The organism is Duganella radicis (assembly GCF_009720825.1).
Classification (GTDB): Bacteria; Pseudomonadota; Gammaproteobacteria; order Burkholderiales; family Burkholderiaceae_D; genus Rugamonas; species Rugamonas radicis.
In genome coordinates, this window is sequence record NZ_WNKY01000002.1 from 101,387 (window position 1) to 119,071 (window position 17,685).

At 63.8% G+C, this 17,685-nt stretch carries 20 protein-coding genes; 15 read left to right on the forward strand and 5 right to left on the reverse strand.

The window, feature by feature from the left end:
• Nucleotides 1–19: 19 nt before the first annotated feature.
• On the forward strand, nucleotides 20–1,204 hold the full coding sequence (locus GM676_RS03605) for a multidrug effflux MFS transporter (protein ID WP_155462029.1): 1,185 nt from the start codon (nucleotides 20–22) through the stop codon (nucleotides 1,202–1,204).
• Between the two features lies 1 nt (nucleotide 1,205).
• On the opposite strand, the gene GM676_RS03610 is transcribed toward GM676_RS03605, so the two are convergent.
• Nucleotides 1,206–1,457 carry a hypothetical protein gene (locus GM676_RS03610; protein WP_155462030.1) on the reverse strand — a complete coding sequence of 84 codons (252 nt, stop codon included), beginning with the start codon at nucleotides 1,455–1,457 and terminating at the stop codon, nucleotides 1,206–1,208.
• Between the two features lie 89 nt (nucleotides 1,458–1,546).
• Here GM676_RS03610 and GM676_RS03615 point away from each other — a divergent pair, with 89 nt between their 5' ends.
• From GM676_RS03615 to GM676_RS03625, 3 genes are all read left to right on the forward strand, one after another.
• Nucleotides 1,547–1,999 carry an RrF2 family transcriptional regulator gene (locus tag GM676_RS03615; protein ID WP_155462031.1) on the forward strand — a complete coding sequence of 151 codons (453 nt, stop codon included), beginning with the start codon at nucleotides 1,547–1,549 and terminating at the stop codon, nucleotides 1,997–1,999.
• A gap of 111 nt (nucleotides 2,000–2,110) precedes the next feature.
• The gene (locus tag GM676_RS03620) at nucleotides 2,111–3,265 is read left to right on the forward strand and encodes a zinc-dependent alcohol dehydrogenase (RefSeq protein ID WP_155462032.1); all 1,155 of its coding nucleotides are present in this window, start codon (nucleotides 2,111–2,113) and stop codon (nucleotides 3,263–3,265) included.
• Between the two features lie 10 nt (nucleotides 3,266–3,275).
• Nucleotides 3,276–3,767, forward strand: coding sequence for a hypothetical protein (locus GM676_RS03625; RefSeq protein WP_155462033.1), 492 nt, complete (start codon nucleotides 3,276–3,278; stop codon nucleotides 3,765–3,767).
• Here the strand turns inward: GM676_RS03625 and GM676_RS03630 are convergent, their stop codons facing one another.
• The gene (locus tag GM676_RS03630; RefSeq protein WP_155462034.1) at nucleotides 3,768–4,439 is read right to left on the reverse strand and encodes a GntR family transcriptional regulator; all 672 of its coding nucleotides are present in this window, start codon (nucleotides 4,437–4,439) and stop codon (nucleotides 3,768–3,770) included. It abuts the gene before it with no gap.
• An 86-nt stretch (nucleotides 4,440–4,525) separates the two neighbouring features.
• On the opposite strand from GM676_RS03630, the gene dctP reads away from it, so the two are divergent.
• Genes dctP through GM676_RS03680 form a run of 10 tightly spaced genes read left to right on the forward strand, consistent with a single transcriptional unit; the run spans nucleotide 4,526 to nucleotide 13,551 of the window.
• The gene (dctP, locus tag GM676_RS03635) at nucleotides 4,526–5,539 is read left to right on the forward strand and encodes a TRAP transporter substrate-binding protein DctP (RefSeq protein WP_155462035.1); all 1,014 of its coding nucleotides are present in this window, start codon (nucleotides 4,526–4,528) and stop codon (nucleotides 5,537–5,539) included.
• Nucleotides 5,536–6,093: a TRAP transporter small permease gene (locus tag GM676_RS03640; protein WP_155462036.1), complete on the forward strand. Its 558-nt coding sequence runs from the start codon at nucleotides 5,536–5,538 to the stop codon at nucleotides 6,091–6,093. Before dctP ends, GM676_RS03640 begins: the two co-directional genes overlap by 4 nt.
• Nucleotides 6,090–7,439 (forward strand): TRAP transporter large permease, encoded by a 1,350-nt coding sequence (locus GM676_RS03645; RefSeq protein WP_155462037.1) that lies wholly within the window; start codon nucleotides 6,090–6,092, stop codon nucleotides 7,437–7,439. Before GM676_RS03640 ends, GM676_RS03645 begins: the two co-directional genes overlap by 4 nt.
• Before the next feature lies 1 nt (nucleotide 7,440).
• Nucleotides 7,441–9,093 (forward strand): malonate decarboxylase subunit alpha, encoded by a 1,653-nt coding sequence (gene mdcA, locus GM676_RS03650; protein WP_155462038.1) that lies wholly within the window; start codon nucleotides 7,441–7,443, stop codon nucleotides 9,091–9,093.
• A 10-nt stretch (nucleotides 9,094–9,103) separates the two neighbouring features.
• The gene (mdcC, locus tag GM676_RS03655) at nucleotides 9,104–9,418 is read left to right on the forward strand and encodes a malonate decarboxylase acyl carrier protein (RefSeq protein ID WP_155462039.1); all 315 of its coding nucleotides are present in this window, start codon (nucleotides 9,104–9,106) and stop codon (nucleotides 9,416–9,418) included.
• The gene (locus tag GM676_RS03660) at nucleotides 9,415–10,317 is read left to right on the forward strand and encodes a biotin-independent malonate decarboxylase subunit beta (RefSeq protein ID WP_155462040.1); all 903 of its coding nucleotides are present in this window, start codon (nucleotides 9,415–9,417) and stop codon (nucleotides 10,315–10,317) included. The genes mdcC and GM676_RS03660 overlap by 4 nt, the downstream gene beginning before the upstream one ends.
• A gap of 1 nt (nucleotide 10,318) precedes the next feature.
• Nucleotides 10,319–11,032, forward strand: a complete 714-nt coding sequence (mdcE, locus tag GM676_RS03665) for a biotin-independent malonate decarboxylase subunit gamma (RefSeq protein WP_155462041.1) — start codon at nucleotides 10,319–10,321, stop codon at nucleotides 11,030–11,032.
• Nucleotides 11,019–11,669 carry a malonate decarboxylase holo-[acyl-carrier-protein] synthase gene (gene mdcG / locus GM676_RS03670; protein ID WP_155462042.1) on the forward strand — a complete coding sequence of 217 codons (651 nt, stop codon included), beginning with the start codon at nucleotides 11,019–11,021 and terminating at the stop codon, nucleotides 11,667–11,669. The genes mdcE and mdcG overlap by 14 nt, the downstream gene beginning before the upstream one ends.
• Before the next feature lie 17 nt (nucleotides 11,670–11,686).
• The gene (mdcB, locus tag GM676_RS03675; RefSeq protein ID WP_229262519.1) at nucleotides 11,687–12,646 is read left to right on the forward strand and encodes a triphosphoribosyl-dephospho-CoA synthase MdcB; all 960 of its coding nucleotides are present in this window, start codon (nucleotides 11,687–11,689) and stop codon (nucleotides 12,644–12,646) included.
• Complete coding sequence (locus GM676_RS03680; RefSeq protein WP_155462043.1) at nucleotides 12,643–13,551, forward strand: ACP S-malonyltransferase; 909 nt, start codon at nucleotides 12,643–12,645, stop codon at nucleotides 13,549–13,551. Before mdcB ends, GM676_RS03680 begins: the two co-directional genes overlap by 4 nt.
• On the opposite strand, the gene trxC is transcribed toward GM676_RS03680, so the two are convergent.
• Nucleotides 13,548–14,006 carry a thioredoxin TrxC gene (gene trxC / locus GM676_RS03685; protein WP_155462044.1) on the reverse strand — a complete coding sequence of 153 codons (459 nt, stop codon included), beginning with the start codon at nucleotides 14,004–14,006 and terminating at the stop codon, nucleotides 13,548–13,550. The two genes, GM676_RS03680 and trxC, sit on opposite strands and share 4 nt — an antisense overlap.
• Nucleotides 14,007–14,113: 107 nt before the next feature.
• Here trxC and GM676_RS03690 point away from each other — a divergent pair, with 107 nt between their 5' ends.
• Nucleotides 14,114–15,097 carry a DUF4351 domain-containing protein gene (locus tag GM676_RS03690; RefSeq protein ID WP_155462045.1) on the forward strand — a complete coding sequence of 328 codons (984 nt, stop codon included), beginning with the start codon at nucleotides 14,114–14,116 and terminating at the stop codon, nucleotides 15,095–15,097.
• A gap of 57 nt (nucleotides 15,098–15,154) precedes the next feature.
• Here GM676_RS03690 and GM676_RS03695 read toward each other — a convergent pair whose 3' ends face one another.
• Both GM676_RS03695 and GM676_RS03700 read right to left on the reverse strand, forming a co-directional pair.
• Nucleotides 15,155–15,751 carry a phasin family protein gene (locus GM676_RS03695; protein ID WP_229262520.1) on the reverse strand — a complete coding sequence of 199 codons (597 nt, stop codon included), beginning with the start codon at nucleotides 15,749–15,751 and terminating at the stop codon, nucleotides 15,155–15,157.
• 173 nt (nucleotides 15,752–15,924) lie between these two features.
• Complete coding sequence (locus GM676_RS03700; RefSeq protein ID WP_155462047.1) at nucleotides 15,925–17,556, reverse strand: OFA family MFS transporter; 1,632 nt, start codon at nucleotides 17,554–17,556, stop codon at nucleotides 15,925–15,927.
• Nucleotides 17,557–17,685: the final 129 nt, after the last annotated feature.

The window sequence follows — 17,685 nt, forward strand, 5'->3', positions numbered from 1 at the left end:
TACGAAGAATACGCGATTCATGAATATTTTGCTGACGCTGCTGCTGGCCGGCCTTTCCATGGTCGGCCCGCTGGCCATTGATACCTATCTGCCGTCCTTCCCCGCCATCACGCAGGCCTTCGACGCCAGCCCGATGCTGGTGCAGCAGACGCTGTCGATGTTCCTGTTCTGCTTTGCCTTCATGATGCTGTTCTACGGCACGCTGTCCGACTCCTTCGGCCGCCGCCCGGTGATTATCGTCTCGCTGGTGCTGTACATTGCGGCGTCGGTGGTGGCGGCGCTGGCGCAGTCCATCGGCGTGCTGCTGGCCTGCCGCATCGTGCAGGGCCTGGCCGCCGGCGCCGGCTCCGTGGTGGGCCGCGCCATCGTGCAGGACCGCTTCACCGGCGCCGAGGCGCAGAAGATCCTGGCGAATATCATGATGGTATTCGGCCTGGCGCCGGCCATCGCGCCGGTACTGGGCGGCTGGCTGCAAGTGAGCTTCGGCTGGCGTTCGATCTTCTGGTTCCTCAGCGCCTTCGGCATCCTGATGCTGGTGGCGGTGCAGCGCGCGCTGCCGGAAAGCCTGGCCGTCAAGGACCGCCACCCGTTCCACCTCGGCGTGATCGCCAAAAACTACTGGAAGGTGCTGTGCCATCACCACTTCCTGCTGCTGTCGGTGGCCGTCGGCATGTGCTTTGCGGGCGTGGCGCTGTACATCGGCTCCGCCGCCTACTTCGTGATGAACATCCTGCATCTGCCGGAAACCGCTTTCGCGTGGATGTTCGTGCCGCTGATCAGCGGCATGGTGATCGGCTCCGCGCTGTCGGGCAAATTCGCCCACAAGTTTTCGCGCAAGGGCCAGGTGTGGCTGGGCTTTGCGGTGATGATTACGGCCGGCGTGATCAACGTCGCCTACAACGCCGCCTTCGTCGCCGCCGTGCCGTGGGCGGTGATGCCGCTGTTTATCTACTCCTTCGGCCTGGCGCTGGCCATGACGCCACTGTCGCTGATCGCGCTGGAGTACTTCCCGAACAATAGCGGGCTGGCGGCCTCGATGCAGTCCTTCATCCAGATGCTGCTGTTCGCGCTGGTGTCAGGCCTGGTGGCGCCGCTGCTGTTCGACAGTGCCCTGAATCTGGCCTGGGGCGTGCTGGCCAGCCTGATACTGAGCGTGATCGCCTGGCTGCTGGCGCAAGCCGGCAAGCCGGTCATCCACGACTAAATCAGGGCCAGGGGGCGGGATTCAGGTCGATATACTGCGCCCCGCCCTGCTCCGGCTCGCGCTCCGCCGGCGGCCGCGAAGGCGCCTGCGCCGGATTGCGCAACCCCAGTATCTCCTTGCGCGCTTCGACAAAATCTGCGCTGGACAGCGGATGTTCTTTGTCCGGCCAATTTTCCACCGCCCACGCCTGCAACTGCTCAAACCTCTGCCATAGCTCGCTGATAAAGCGGCGGCGCTCATCTTCCTGATCCATACGGCCTCCCTCGGTCTGCCGCCAGTCTGCCAGCGCCCGTCCTGCGGCGTCGGTACGCAAGTTCACGCACGAGCATGTAAAATAGCCGGATGCGCCTCACATCCTTTACCGATTACACCCTGCGTACGCTGCTCTATCTGGCAGCCAATCGGGATCGACTGGTCACCATCCAGGACATCGCCGACCTGCACGTGATATCAAAAAATCACTTGATGAAGGTAGTGTATCAGCTGGGCTTGTCCGGACTGGTGGAGACGGTGCGCGGCCGCAATGGCGGCCTGCGGCTGGCGAAAGAGCCGAAAGAGATCAACATCGGCGCGTTGGTGCGCAGCACCGAGACCGATTTCTTCATGGCCGAATGCTTCGACCGCGAAGCCGACACCTGCCCCCTCACGCCCAACTGCAAGCTGAAACACACGCTGAACGACGCCACCCGCGCCTTCCTCGCCGTGCTGGATCAGCAAACGCTGGAAGACATGCTGCCCGCCACCGGGCCGGAGAGCAAGCCGGTCCGCATCATGCGGATGTCGGCAAAAAAATAACTGGCCGTTGTCCTACTGGATCAGATAACCGCGTCCTACGCGGCCGACTCCGCAACACGCGCATCATGGTGCTTCCGTCTATTGAAGGTAGGCCTGAGCTGAGGAGGCATTATGCTGGCTATGAACTATCGCGGTCCTTATCGCATCCGGGCGGCGCAGAAGCCCGATCCGGAAATCGAACATCCCGGCGACGCCATCGTGCGCGTCACCCGCTCCTGCATTTGCGGCTCGGATCTGCACCTCTACCATGGCATGGTGCCGGATACGCGGGTGGGCTCCACCTTCGGCCATGAGTTTGTCGGCGAGGTGGTGGAGGTCGGCGACGCCGTGCAAAAGCTGAAGGTGGGCGACCGCGTGCTGGTGCCGTTCAACATCTTTTGCGGCAGCTGCTATTTTTGCGATCGCGAGCTGTACAGCAATTGCCACAACGTGAATCCGGAGGCCTCCGCCGTGGGCGCCATCTACGGCTATTCCCACACCACCGGCGGCTACGACGGCGGCCAGGCCGAGCTGGTGCGCGTGCCCATGGCCGACGTCGGCCCGATGGTCATCCCGGATGACCTCGACCAGGACGACGCGGTGCTGCTGACCGACGCGGTGCCGACCGGCTACCAGGCCGCCGAAATGGGCGATATCAGCGCCGGCGACACCGTGGTGGTGTTTGGCGCCGGCCCGGTCGGCATCTTTGCCGCCAAGTCGGCCTGGCTGATGGGCGCCGGCCGCGTGATCGTGGTCGACCATGTCGATTACCGGCTGGACTTCGTGCGCCGCTACGCCCAGTGCGAGGTGATCAATTTCAAGGACGTGGACGACATGGCCCTGCACATCAAGAAAATGACCGACTGGCTGGGCGCCGACGTCTGCATCGACGCGGTGGGCTGCGAAGCCGCCGGCAACGCCATGCAGTCGCTGACCGGGCGCTACACCATGATGCAGGCCGGCTCCGCCACCGTGCTGCACTGGGCCATCAACTCCGTGCGCAAGGGCGGCAACGTCTCCATCGTCGGCGTGTACGGTCCGACCTTTAACGCCGTGCCTATCGGTAACGCCCTCAACAAGGGGCTGACCTTGCGCATGAATCAGGCCAGCGTCAAGCGCCACTTGCCGCGCTTGCTGGAGCACATCCGCGCCGGCCATCTCAATCCCAAGGAAATCATCACGCACCGGGTGCCGCTGGCCGACGTAGCGGACGCCTATCAGATTTTTTCAGGCAAGTTGGACAATTGCATCAAGACCGTATTAATTCCGTCCGGCCCCCATTCCTGAGGAAAACGCCATGCCTAACGATTCCCTACCATCCGCGCCGCTGCGGCGCGACGATATTCCAGGCTGGGGCAGCGATCTCGATCGCGCCCGGCGCCCCGCCGTGCCGATGGAACGCATGCCGGCCCGGCTGGATCGCCCGCCCCATCCGCCTGCCCAGCAGCACAGCCACGCCGAGGTGCTGGTGTCCCCCGAGCGTCCCGGCATCACGCCGGTCTACGGCACCACCGCCCCGCCGCGCGGCCTGAGCGGCGTGCTGCGCCGCACCGCCTACCAGCAGACCGAAAACGATATCCGCCACTGGCTGCTATTGCTGCTGGCGGACCGGGTGGACGCGGTGGAAGGCATCGGCGACGATCTGCGTCATGGCCACATTCCCAATGTGTTCAGCGAAATGGGTTTGCCGGCCGCCTGGAAACACAATCCACGCGGTGTGGTGTGCAAGGCGGCGATCGGCGCGGCGGCGCTGGGCGTCGGCTACTGGCTGCTGCGACGCCGCAAATGACTAGGCGACATCCTGCCGCAACTGCGGCAGCGAGGCCATCAGGTCGGAGAAGCGCTGGCCCTGAATCATGACGTGCTCGCGCAGCAGCTGGGCGGCGCGGTCGCCGTCGCCTTCCAGTATCGCTTTGACGACGCCATCGTGCTCATTCCAGGACGTGGCCAGGCGGTTGCGCACCCGCAATTGCAGGCGGCGGTAAGGGCGCAGGCGGCGGTACAGGGCGCGCGTCTGCTCGATCAGAAACTGATTGTGGCTGCCGGCGTATATCGCTTCGTGGAATACTTCGTTGCGATAGTAATAAACATCCGGCTCCTGCGCGTCCAGCGCCTCCTGGCAGGCCTGATGCGCCGCCAGCAAGGCCTGCTGCTCTTCCGGTGTCATGCGGCGCGCGGCCAGGCGGCCGCAGGTCGACTCCAGTTCCGACATCACTTCAAACATTTCCACCAACTGCTGCGGGCCAAGCTCGGCCACGATGGCTCCACGTCGTGGCCGGATCACCACCAATCCCATCGACGACAGCTGGATCAGGGTTTCCCGGATCGGCGTGCGCGAGACGCCAAAGCGCGTGGCGAGTTCGGTTTCGTCCAGATGCTGGCCGGGCTTGAGTTCGCCGACAGCAATCATTTCTTCGATCTGCTCGCGCAGGGTGGCGGAGTGGGTTGTCATGGTTTTCATTATATCGCTTGACAATGTATTCGCAACCGCTATTCTTGTATACATAAAATAGCACGTTGCATAATTCACCCACCCTTGGAGGATGTATGAGCGTTATCACCCGCAGGTCCGTCTTGGCAGCCTTGGCCGCCAGCCCCTTGTTGCTGCAACCTGCTTGGGCGCAAACCGCGCTCAAGATTTCCCACCAGTTCCCCGGCGGCACCCTCACGGAGGGGGATTTCCGTGACCGCCTGACCCGCATGTTTGCCGCCGAGGTCGAGAAGCGCTCCAAGGGCGCGCTCAAATTCTCGATCTATCCCGGTTCCTCGCTGATGAAGACCAACGCCCAGTTCTCGGCCATGCGCAAGGGCGCGCTGGACCTGTCGCTGGTGCCGCTGTCGTACGCCGGCGGTGAAGTCCCGGAAGTGAATATTGGCCTGATGCCCGGCCTGGTCACCTCCTACGACCAGGCCTATGGCTGGAAGAACGCGGAAGTGGGCAAGGAACTGGCGCGCATCCTGTACGACAAGGGCATCGTGATGCTGAGCTGGATCTGGCAAGGCGGCGGCATGGCGTCGCGCGGCAAGCCGGTGGTCGATCCGGACGACGCCAAGGGCATGAAGATCCGCGGCGGTTCGCGCGAAATGGACCTGATGCTGAAGGCCGCCGGCGCCGCCGTGGTCACGCTGCCGTCGAATGAAATCTACGCCGCCATGCAGACCGGCGCCATGGAAGCGGCGCTGACTTCTTCCACCTCTCTGATCTCGTTCCGTCTCGAAGAAGTGTCGAAAGCGCTGACCACCGCGCGCGCCGGCTCCTACTGGTTCATGCTGGAACCGCTGATGATGTCGCGCTCCGTGTTTGACCGCCTGCCGAAAGACCAGCAGCAACTGCTGCTGACCGTGGGCGCCGAACTGGAAGCCTTCGCCCTCAAATCGTCCAAGGAAGACGACCAGCAGGTGGCCAACGTCTACCAGAAAGCCGGCGCCAAAGTGGTCGACATGAATCCGGCCGCGCTGAAAAAATGGCAGGACATCGCCAAGGCCACCGCATGGAAGGACTATGGCGAGAAGAATCCCAGCTGCGCCAATCTGCTGAAGCTGGCGGAGAAAACGCTATGAGCCACGGCGTGGAACTGACGCCGTCGCGCGGGCCAGCACCGCCGGACAACGCCGTCATCGCGGCGCTGACGGCGGCGCTGGACAAACTCAATCGCGGGCTGATGGCGCTGTCCATGATCGCCGTGGTCCTGACCGCGATCGTATTGACCTACTCGGTGGTGTCGCGTTACTTCTTCCACGCGCCCACCGACTGGCAGGACGAGGCCTCGGTGTTCATGCTGGTCGGCGTGACCTTCTTCTGCACCGCCTACGTGCAATACCATCGCGGCCATATCGGCATTGAAGCCATCGCCGGCCTGCTGCCGCGCCGCGTGAATGCCGCGCGCCTGCTGTTCGTGGATCTGGTCTCGACCTTGTTCTGCGCCTTCTTCACCTGGAAATCGTGGCTGCTGTTCCATGAGGCCTGGGTCGACGGCCAGACGACCTCCTCCACCTTTGCGCCGCCGCTGTGGATTCCCTATTCCATGATGGCCGCCGGCATGACGCTGCTGTCGCTGCAACTGCTGTTGCAGACACTGGCCCGCCTGACCAACAAACCGGAGCAAGCAGCATGAGTGAACTGACCCTGGGCGCGTTGTATGGCGCCGTAACGCTGGTGGTGATGTTCTCCGGGATGCCGATCGCCTTCGCGCTCGGCGTCGTCGCCACGGCATTCATGTACTTCTTCATGCCGCCCTCCTCGCTGGACACCATCACGCAGAACGTCTACGAAGAGATGGCGTCGATCACGCTGTTGTCGATCCCGCTGTTTATCCTGAAGGGCGCGGCCATCGGCAAATCGCCGGCTGGCAAGGACTTGTATTCCGCCATCCACACCTGGATGCACAAGATCCCCGGCGGTCTTGGCATCGCCAACGTGTTTGCCTGCGCGCTGTTCGCGGCCATGGCCGGTTCCTCGCCCGCCACCTGCTCGGCGATCGGCTCGGCCGGCATTCCGGAGATGCGCAAGCGCGGCTACTCGCCGGGCTTCGCGGCCGGCATCATCGCCGCCGGCGGCACGCTGGGCATTCTGCTGCCGCCGTCGATCACCATGATTCTGTACGCGGTGGCGGCCGAGCAGTCGCTGGGCCGCTTGTTCCTGGCCGGGATCGGCCCCGGCATCCTGCTGGTGGTGCTGTTTGCCGGCTACGCCGTCTACCGCGCCCGCAAGGAATATCGCATGGCGCTGGACATCTATCAGAAAGGCGGCGAGAAGTCGGCCTATCTGGAAGACGAGCATTTCACCCTGCGCGAGAAAGTCGAGATGCTGCCGCGCGTGCTGCCTTTCATCGTGCTGCTGATCGGCGTGATGGTGGCGCTGTACGGCGGCTTCGCCACGCCATCCGAAACGGCCGGCCTGGGCGCGCTGCTGGCGCTGGCCCTGCTGGCCGTGATTTACGGCGTGTGGAAGCCGAAAGACCTGTCGCCGATTCTCGGCTCGTCGATCAAGGAATCGACCATGCTGTTGCTGATCATCGGCATGTCATTGCTGTATTCCTATGTGATGAGCTACCTGCACATCAGCCAGTCGGCCGCCGCGTGGGTGGTCAGCCTGCACCTGTCCAAATGGGTACTGCTGGCGGTGATACTATTGATGGTGATCGTGTTCGGCTTCTTCCTGCCGCCGGTGTCGATCATCCTGATGACCGCGCCGATCATCCTGCCGCCGCTGCGCGAAGCCGGCTTTGACCTGATCTGGTTCGGCATCGTCATGACGGTGGTGATGGAGATGGGCCTGATCCATCCACCGGTGGGACTGAATATTTTCGTCATCAAGAACATTGCGCCGGACATTCCGCTCAAGGATGTGGTCTGGGGCGTGTTCCCCTTCCTGTTGCTGATGGTGCTGGCGGTACTGCTGCTGTGCGTTTTCCCATCGATTGCAACCGGTCTGCCTGACATGATTATGGGAGCAAAATAAAATGTCTTGGAACACGTTGCAGCAAAATCGCGCGGCGCGATTGCAGCGCGCCAGTACGGCGCTGGGCGCTGAGCTGGATGGCAAAAGTCTGCCGGCCGCGCGCATCGCCGATCTGCTGCATGCGGTCATCGAATGCGGTGACCGCGTCTGCCTCGAAGGGAACAACCAGAAGCAGGCCGACTTCCTCGGCCATGCGCTGGCCAACCTGAATCCGGAGCGCGTCAACAACCTGCACATGCTGCAATCGGTGCTGGCGCTGCCGGAGCATCTGGATGTTTTCGAGCGCGGCGTCGCCTCGCGGCTGGACTTCTCGTTCTCCGGCCCGCAGGCGGCGCGGGTGGCGCGGCTGGCATCCGCCGGCAAGCTTAATATCGGCGCCATCCACACATATCTTGAACTGTTCAGCCGCTACTTCATCGACCTGCCGCCGCGTGTCTGCCTGATCGCGGCGGAAGCGGCGGACCGCCACGGCAATCTGTACACCGGCCCGAATACCGAGGACACGCCGGCCATCGTCGAGGCCACGGCCTTCAAGCAGGGCATCGTCATCGTCCAGGTGAACAAGCTGGTGGACCAGGTGCCGCGCGTCGACGTGCCGGGCGACTGGGTGGATTTCGTGGTGCAGTCGCCGCGCCCCTACTACATCGAACCGCTGTTCACGCGCGACCCGGCGCAAATTTCGGAGATCCAGGTGCTGATGGCGATGATGGCCATCAAGGGCATCTATGCCGAGTACGAGGTGCAGCGGCTGAACCACGGCATCGGCTTCGACACCGCCGCCATCGAACTGCTGCTGCCGACCTACGCCGAGTCGCTGGGCTTGCGCGGCAAGATCGGCAAGCACTGGGCGCTGAATCCGCACCCGGCGCTGATCCCGGCGATCGAGGCGGGCTTCGTCAGCTCGGTGCATTCGTTTGGCTCCGAACTGGGCATGGAGGATTACATCCACGCCCGACCGGACGTATTTGCGATCGGCCCGGACGGCACCATGCGCAGCAACCGCGCCATGTGCCAGGCGGCCGGCCACTATGCCTGCGACATGTTCATCGGTTCCACTTTGCAAATCGATTTGCAAGGTAACTCCTCCACCGCGACGGCCGGCCGCATCGCCGGTTTTGGCGGCGCCTCCAACATGGGCGCGGATGCGCGCGGACGCAGGCACGCCAGCCCGGCATGGCTCAAGGCCGGCGAGCAGGCGCGCTCGGGCCGCAACACCATCCCTCGCGGCCAGAAGCTGGTGGTGCAGATGGTCGAGACCTTCCGCGAGCATATGCAACCGGCCTTCGTCGAGAAGCTGGATGCGTGGGTACTGATGGAACAGGCCAAGATGGCCATCCCGCCCGTGATGATTTACGGCGACGACGTCACCCACATCCTGACCGAGGAAGGCATCGCCAACCTGCTGTTGTGCCGCACCGACGAGGAACGCGAGCAAGCGATACGCGGCGTGGCCGGTTACACGCCGGTCGGCCTGGCGCGCGACAAACGCATGGTGGAAAACCTGCGCGACCGCGGCGTGATCACGCGCGCCGAAGACCTGGGTATCGACAAGCGCCTCGCCACACGCGACCTGCTGGCGGCCCGCAATATGAAAGACCTGGTGCGCGCATCGGGCGGTTTGTACAATCCGCCCAAGCGTTTCCGCAACTGGTAAGGAGCACACGATGGAAACACTGCATTATCGATTTGAACAAGGCACGCGCCGCCTGAGCGCCGCACCGGAAGTGGTGGGCGTGGTCGGTTCGGGCAATCTGGAGGTGCTGATCGAGCCGGCCGCGCTGGATGGCGCGTGCAGCATCGAGATCAGCACCGCCGCCGTCGGTTTCGGTCCGATCTGGGAAGCGGTGATGCGCGACTTCCACGCGCGCTGGCTGCTGGCGGATATCCGCATCTCGATCAACGACATGGGCGCCACGCCGGCAGTGGTCAGCCTGCGCCTGGATCAAGCCGTGCAAACCATGCTGGGAGACGCAGCATGAACCGCGCCATCAGCTATCAGGAAGCCACCGCGCGTGAACGCTTGCAGCATCTGTTCGACGCCGGCAGCTTCGAGGAATTTCTGCCGCCATCCGCACGCATCACCAGCCCTCACCTGCCGCAGTTGAACGCGCCGGTGGCATTTGATGACGGCGTCGCCATCGGCCGCGCCTCGCTGGGCGGCGTGCCGATGTACGTAGCGGCGCAGGAAGGCGCTTTCATGGGCGGCGCGGTCGGCGAGGTGCATGGCGCCAAGCTCACCGGCCTGCTGCGCAAGGCGGTTGCCGACAAAGTGGCGGCTGTGGTGCTGCTGGTGGAATCGGGCGGTGTGCGGCTGCACGAAGCTAACGCGGGCCTGATCGCGGTATCCGAGGTGATGCGCGCCCTGCTCGATGCGCGCGACGCCGGGGTGGCCGTGATCGCACTGGTGGGCGGCGCCAATGGCGCGTTCGGCGGCATGGGCATTGTCACGCGCTGCGCCAATATGGTCGTCATGTCGGAGGAAGGACGTCTGGCCATGTCCGGCCCGGAAGTGATCGAAACCGCCAACGGCGTGGAGGAATTCGACTCGCGCGACCGCGCGCTGGTATGGCGCACATCCGGCGGCAAGCACCGCTATCTGATGGGCGATTGCCAGAGTATCGTGGCGGACGATATCGCCGCCTTCCGCGCGGCCGCGCGGGAAGCCGTGGCCGCATTGGCTGGCGGCGTCACCGGCCTGACGCTGGAAGCGCTGGAGTCGGAGCAGAAGATGCTGGAAGCGCGCCTGAACAACTACGGCGGCCTGCACGATCCGATCGATATCTGGAGCGCGATGCGGATGCCGGATGCGGCCAACATCCCCATGCTGGATGTGGACAGTTTTGTCGCGGCGTCGGCAACGCGCCGTCAGGGAGCTTGAGATGGACTGGAAAAAACTGGCGGATGCGCTGTTCCCCGAAGGGCATGCCATCGTTGAGCAGAATGAGTTCTTGTGCGGCAGCGCGCAGGTGGATGGACAGAAGGTGGCGGTGATCGGCACCACCAATCACACGCCGATTGGCGTCGAGATCGCGCTCGCCCAAGCGCAGGCGATTCTGCGCACGGTGCGCGATTTTCCCGGCATGCCGATCCTGATGCTGATCGATACCCAGGGCCAGCGCCTGCGCCATCGCGATGAGATGTTGGGCATCAATAGCTACATGGCGCATCTGGGCAAGTGCGTGGATCTGGCGCGGCGCAAGGGACACAAGATCATCGGCCTGGTGTACGACCAGGCGCTGTCGGGCGGCTTTATCACCAGCGGCTTGATGGCGGACGCCTGCCACGCGCTGCCGGATGCGACCATCCGGGTCATGGGTTTGCCGGCGATGGCGCGCATCACCAAGGTGCCGGAAGAGGTGCTGACCGAGCTGGCGCAAAGTAATCCGGTGTTTGCGCCGGGGCCGGAGAATTACCTGCGCATGGGTGGGCTGGAGTCGATCTGGCATGGCGATCTGGCGGCGCATCTGCGCGACGCGCTGGCGCAGCAAAGCGATGGTGACCGGCGTAGTGCGCTCGGCTTGCAGCGTGGCGGGCGGCGTCTGGCGCAACCGGTGATCGACGCGGTAGTCTCTGGCAGCCATGTTCAACCTTGAGCGTCATGCGCTGGTTTGGCTGAATGACGCCGGCTGGTCGGCGGCGATTGCTGCCGCACAGCCGGAACATCAAGCCGCACTGGCGCGATGGCAGCGACGGGACTGGCCAGTCGTCGTGCGCCGCCTCGATGCCGACGCGGCGGCGGATGAAGTTAGCCTCGGCCTGCCCTTGCCGCCCGATGCCGACGGCATCAAGGTACGCATCCCGCTACGCGCCCGCCATGCGCACATCGCCCGCAGCAGCGATGCAATCGAATTGAAATCCGCCCTGCCCGCCGCTGGCGCGTGGCACGGTCAAGCGGCGGCACTCTGTGATGCGATGCCAGGCCTGCGCGTCTTTGGATCGCTGGCCATGCAGGCATTGACTGGCTTGCAGTACGTGTCGCCGTCTTCGGACATCGACGTGCTGTTTCGTCCCGCCAGCCACCAGCATCTGGCGGACGGCGCCGCGCTGCTGGCGCGACATGCGGAGCATCTGCCGCTGGACGGCGAGATAGTCTTCCCCGGCGGCGCGGCGGTATCGTGGAAAGAATGGCAAATGGCGATGGCACATCCAGCCAAAGTGATGGTCAAGGAGTTGCGCGCTGTGCGCCTGGTCGACGCCGCGTCCCTGCTGGCGACGCTGGAGGCGCAATAGTGCCCGCCGCAAGCGCCATGACGCGCGCTTCCGGCTTCACCCGTGCGGTCGCGGGAGTGGACACCGTCGGGAGTATGCAGCCCGGCGCCACTGCGGGCATCTTCGTTGACGCCGTCGCCTCGCGCGCTGTACGCGCAACGCGGGCAGCTTTTGCACGCGAGGTCGCGCGGCTGGCGGTGCGCAGCCTGCACGCGGAGCTATGTCTGTATCCGAAGCCGGGACTGGTGTCGCCGGTGGACAGCGGCAGCCATGACGACATGGATGCAGGCACCTTCATGCGCAGCATGTTCTCGCTGCGTCACTACTTCCGCAAAATCTGCCTGGCAGGATGGGATGACGCGCCGTTCGCGCAGCTCAAGCAGTTGGGCATCGCGGCAGAGAAGGCGATGCTGAAAGCGACGCGCGGGATCAATACCCATCGCGGCGCCATCTTCAGCCTTGGCCTACTGTGCGCCACCGCCGGCCGCGCCTGTGCGCAAGGCACACCGATGACACCCGCTGCCTTGCGCGCCGCGATGCTGATCCGCTGGGGCGAGGAACTGGCCGCCCACGCCGGCTGCGCGACTGCCCCCAGCAATGGCCTGCGCGTGGCTGCGCGATACGCGGTGAGTGGCGCGCGCGAGGAAGGTGCGCTTGGTTTGCCATCTTTGTTCGAGATCGGCATCCCTGCCCTGCTGGCCTCGCGCGCGCGTGGCGCCACCGTCACCGAGGAACGCGTCGATACACTGTACACACTGATGGCGCACATCAGCGACAGCAACGTCTACCACCGCGCCGGCCCGCGCGGCGCGCAGATCGTGCGCGAACATGCCGAACGTTTCCTGGCGCGAGGCGGCACCGCCAACATCCACTGGCACGCGGAAGCACTGCACAGCCATCAGGTCTTCATGCAGCATCGCCTATCGCCCGGCGGCGCGGCGGACTTGCTTGCGGCCTGCTGCCTGGTGCAATCGCTGGCGGCAATGGGCGACAAATGAGCTATCCGCGCCTGCTGCTGCTCTGCCCCGGACAAGGCGACCAGCATCCCGATATGTTCAAGCTGGCCCGCAGCAGCCCCGCCGCCAGTGCGCTGGCCGACCCTCTGCTGGCCGGCACCAACCTTGATGGCGACATCTACGCCAACCGCAAGGCGCAGCCACTGATCGTCGCCGCTACGCTCAGCATGTGGCAAGCCATTCGCGACTTCGCGCCGCCGCCCGCGCTGGTGGCAGGCTACAGCATCGGCGAGCTGTCAGCCTACGCTGTTACCGGCGCCATCGCACCGGAGCAGGCCATCGCGCTGGCCGCGCAACGCGCTCAGTTGATGGATGATTGCCGGCGCGCCGCACCCGGCCAGGCGCTGCTGACCATCACCGGCCTGCCGCTCGCCAGCGCCAGCACACTCGCCATCGCACACGGCTACCACCTCAGCATCGAAACGGGGGAAGACAGCTGCATCGTCGGCGGGCCCGCGGTGCAAGCGGAGCAGCTACAACAAGCGATAGAAGCCAACGGCGCGCGCAGCAAGCGGCTGCCGGTGGAAGTGGCGTCGCATACACCCTACATGCAAAGCGCGGTTGCACCATTCGCCCAGGCGCTGCGTGCGGCGACATTCCAGGTGGCGCAAGCACCGGTGCTGGCCGGCATAGACGCGACGCCGGTCACCGACCGGGGGCGTGCGGTGGATACGCTCTCGCGCCAGCTGGCGGAAAAAATCCGCTGGTTGGCCTGCATGGACGCCGCCGCCGAAGCGGGCATCACCGTCGCGCTGGAACTTGGTCCCGGCGCCGCGCTATCGCGCATGCTGCAAAACCGCCATCCGCAAATCGCCAGCCGCTCGGTGGCCGACTTCCGCACGCTGGACGGCATCCACAAGTGGCTGGAGCGCGCCTTCGAAAGCTAGCGATTGTTCTGCGTGGCCCACGCGATGATGTTTTGTGCATCCATCGCCCCCGGCTGACGCGCCACTTCGCGGCCACCCTTGAACAGGGCCAGCGTCGGAATACTGCGTATCGCATAGCGCGCGGCCAGATCCTGCGCCTGTTCGGCATCCACCTTCACCACGCGGAACTGCGGCTCCAAGCGCTGCGCGGCCTGCGCATAAAACGGCGCCATCGTGCGGCAAGGCCCGCACCACGGCGCCCAGAAATCCACCAGCACCGGGATATCGCTACGCTCGATATGCTTCTGGAAGCGCGCACTGGCCAGATCCACCGGCGCACCGGTGAACAGCGCCTTCTGACACTTGCCGCACACCGGCTGCGCCGACAACTTCGCGGACGGCACGCGATTCACCGCATCGCAATGCGGACAAACAATATGCAGCGACTCCGGCTGCGTGTTCGTGGAATTACTCATCATCGACCTCCAGACGTCAAGCCCAGCATGATAATCCAAGGCCGGAAAAAATGTTTTTTTGCGCGCCGTCAATGCGGCAAAGCCCGGCCCGACCGTAGACTGGAAAAATGTCCGCCCCCACTCCGCCCGACCGCTACGACTTGCCTTGGAAAATGGCGATAACACATGCCGTCCACGCCTTCATGGCGCTCTTCTTTGCGGATATTCATGCCACGATCGACTGGTCGAAACGTCCTCGTTTCCACGACAAGGAGCTGACCAGGACAGGCTACGTCGATACCCCGGACCGCATGATTGCAGACAAGCTGGTGGAGGTCTGTCTGCGCGATGGCGGATGGATACTGCTGCATATTGAAGTGCAGTCACAACGCGACGCATCGCTGGCGCAGCGTATGCTCGACTATAACTACCGGATTTCCCAGGAATACGGGCGACCGGTGACCAGCTTGGTGTTGCTGGCTGATGATGATCCCCACTGGCGCCCGCACGCTTTCCATCACGAGCAACTGGGACTGGTGCAGCATCTGTCTTTCGGCATGGCTAAATTGCTCGATTACGCCGGTCGCATTGACGCTTTGATGGCCTCTGACAATCCAATTGCCTGGGTGGCGCTAGCCCATCTGCGGACAAGACAGACTCGCCACAAACCGAGTGAACGTTATGCGGCCAAACTGCAATTAACCGGGCTACTGTTCAAGCACCGCTGGAGTAGAAAGCGCATACTAATCTTATTCAAAGTGATCAACTGGATGATGGTCTTGCCGCCATCCTATCAGGAACGTTACTGGCAAGCCGCTTCCGAATTGGGTAAGGAGGACAAGATGGAACTGATGAATCAATTGGAGCAGATGCTCTTCGATAATGGCATGGAAAAAGGCATGGAAAAAGGCCTGGAAAAAGGCCTGAAAAAAGGTCTGGAACAAGGCCGCAAGGAAGGTGCGGTGACGTTGTTGGAACAGCTGCTCACGCAGCGCTTCGGGCCGCTGCCGAAAACGGTCCGCAACAAGCTGGCCAAGGCCAGCGTCGAGCAACTGACCGCCTGGGCCATTGCCCTGCCAGCAGCGCAATCGCTCAAACACATCTTCCAATAAAAACCGCGCCACGCGAATCGGTTTCGCGTGGCGCGGCTACACAACTTACAGCGTTAATCAGGTCTCTTTACGAGCGCCAGTCTGCTTGCCGCTCTGGCTGGCGGCTTGGGCCGCGGTCTGGGCCTGGGTGGCCTGGCCGCCTTGCATGTGGCCGCTTTCACGGCTTTCAGTGCCGTTCTGGCCGCTTTGCAGCGTCTGGCTGCCACGGCTCTCATTGCCATGCGAACGCTGCATGCCATCGTTGCGGAACGAGAACGGATCGCTGAAACGCTCGACCGCGTCCTGATGGCTGCGCAGGGTTTTCTCGGTTTCCTCCGACGTGACGCGCGCCACTTCATCGGCCAGCGCCTTGGCGGTGCGGCTGGTTTCCTGTACGTGCTCTTCCGCCACCTTGGACAGATCGACTTGCGTGTCGGCGGCGATGCGCGAGAGGTGTTGCTGGTAGGCGCGCAGCTTTTCAGCGGTGGGCTGCGCATGGGCGGCGGCGGCGGCGATCGCCTCGGTCGGGCGGTGGGCGGTGATCACCTGCTGGCTGGCCTGGGTGGTTTCTTCCAGCAGGGTTTGCGCCAGTTGAATGTTCAGGTCGCTGTACTGCTGAACCGTGCGGAACATGGACTTGGACATGTCATTGAAGAACGACAGTTGCGCTTCCATGTGCGTTTTTGCTGCGGGGGTGACAGTTTGGGAAAATGGGTACATAGATATGCCTCGATAGTTAAGTGCCAGGGAGTTGTCGTCGCCGCGAGTGCGGCGCGAACGTCAAGGCTACGTTAACCCCACCTGACACGTTTGATCTGGATCAAACGTGCCAGCATCCCGGAGTTTTCCTACTTAAACAGCACAGCCGCTTTCTGCACCGTGATGGAAATGCCGATCGCCAGTGGAATACCGACCGCCAGCCAGCCGAAGGCCACGGCCACCGGGCTGGTCACGCCATTCGACGCCACCGCCGTGCCGGTCGCGGCCGCCGCGTCGCGCTCGTGCGCCAGCTTCTTCTCGGCCGCCAGTTCGGCGTCGGTCATGAAGTGCTTGTCCGCCACCGGACGCACCAGCAGGTTGCAGATCAGGCCGACTACCAGCAGGCCGGCCAGCACGTACATGGTGATGTCGTAGGCCTGCGCCTTCGGCACGCCGGCCGCGATCTGGTACTCGCGCACGTAGTTGACCAGGATGGGACCGAACACACCAGCCGCCGCCCACGCGGTCAGCAGGCGGCCGTGGATGGCGCCCACCATCTGCGTGCCGAACAGGTCGGCCAGGTAGGCCGGCACGGTGGCGAAGCCGCCGCCGTACATCGACAAAATAATGCAGAAGAAACCGACGAACAGCGCCGGATGGCCGCCGTGCGCCATCGATGGAATCGAGGCATACAGCGCGAAGCCCAGCACGAAGAAGATGCCGTAGGTGACCTTGCGGCCCAGGAAGTCCGAGCACGAGGCCCAGGCGAAACGGCCGCCGATGTTGAACAGCGACAGCAGGCCGGTGAAGCCGGCCGCGATCGCGGCGATCTGCGCTTTCTGCGCGGTGTCCAGCTCGTTGAAGGTCTTGGCCACGCCCAGCAGCTGGCCGCCGAAGATTTCCTGCAACAGCGGCGAAGCCATGCCCAGGATGCCGATGCCGGCCGTCACGTTCAGGCACAGCACCCACCACACCAGCCAGAACTGTGGAATGCCCCACACCTTGCTGGCGTGGACGTGGCGGGTGGTGATCATGGCGTTGCCGTTGGTGGCCGGCGGGGTCCAGCCCGCTGGCTTCCAGCCGGTCGGCGGCACGCGGTAGGACAGCGCACCCGCCATCATGAAGACGAAGTAGATGGCCGCCATCACCAGGAAGGTTTGCCACACGCCCACCGAATCCGGCGTGGCGAAGAACTTCATCAGCTTGTCGGCCAGCGGTGCGCCGATCATGGCGCCGCCGCCGAAGCCCATGATGGCCATGCCGGTCGCCATGCCGCGGCGGTCCGGGAACCATTTAATCAGGGTCGACACCGGCGAGATGTAGCCCAGGCCCAGGCCGATACCGCCGATCACGCCGGAGCCCAGCCACATCAGCCAGATCTGGTGCTGGTACACGCCCAGCGCCGAGATCACCAGGCCGCCGCACCAGCACACGGCCGACACCACGCCTGCCTTGCGCGGACCGGCGTGTTCCAGCCAGCCGCCGAACAGCCAGGCCGACAGGCCGAGGAAGACGAAGAACATGGTGTACATCCAGCCCAGCATGGAAATCTGCCAGTCGCAGCTGGTCGACAGAATGCGCTCCAGCAGGCCGATATCGGCCGCGCAAGCGATCGATTCCTTGATGCCCAGCGCCTTCGACAGCGGCAACCAGAACACCGAGAAACCATACGCCATGCCAATGCACAGGTGAATTGCCAGCGCCGCGGGCGGCACCAGCCAACGATTGAAACCGGCACCGGCGACGGTGCGTTCCTTTTCTAGAAAGTCAAACAAAGCCATTCAGTTTTCCCCAATAAGTGTTTCTTATGAACAATATCGGGCGCAAGAATAGCACAAATATAATTCTTATGGGATACGTTTCAGATCATCAAGAATCAGCCGGCCAGTGAAAACCGCAACAGCCAAGTG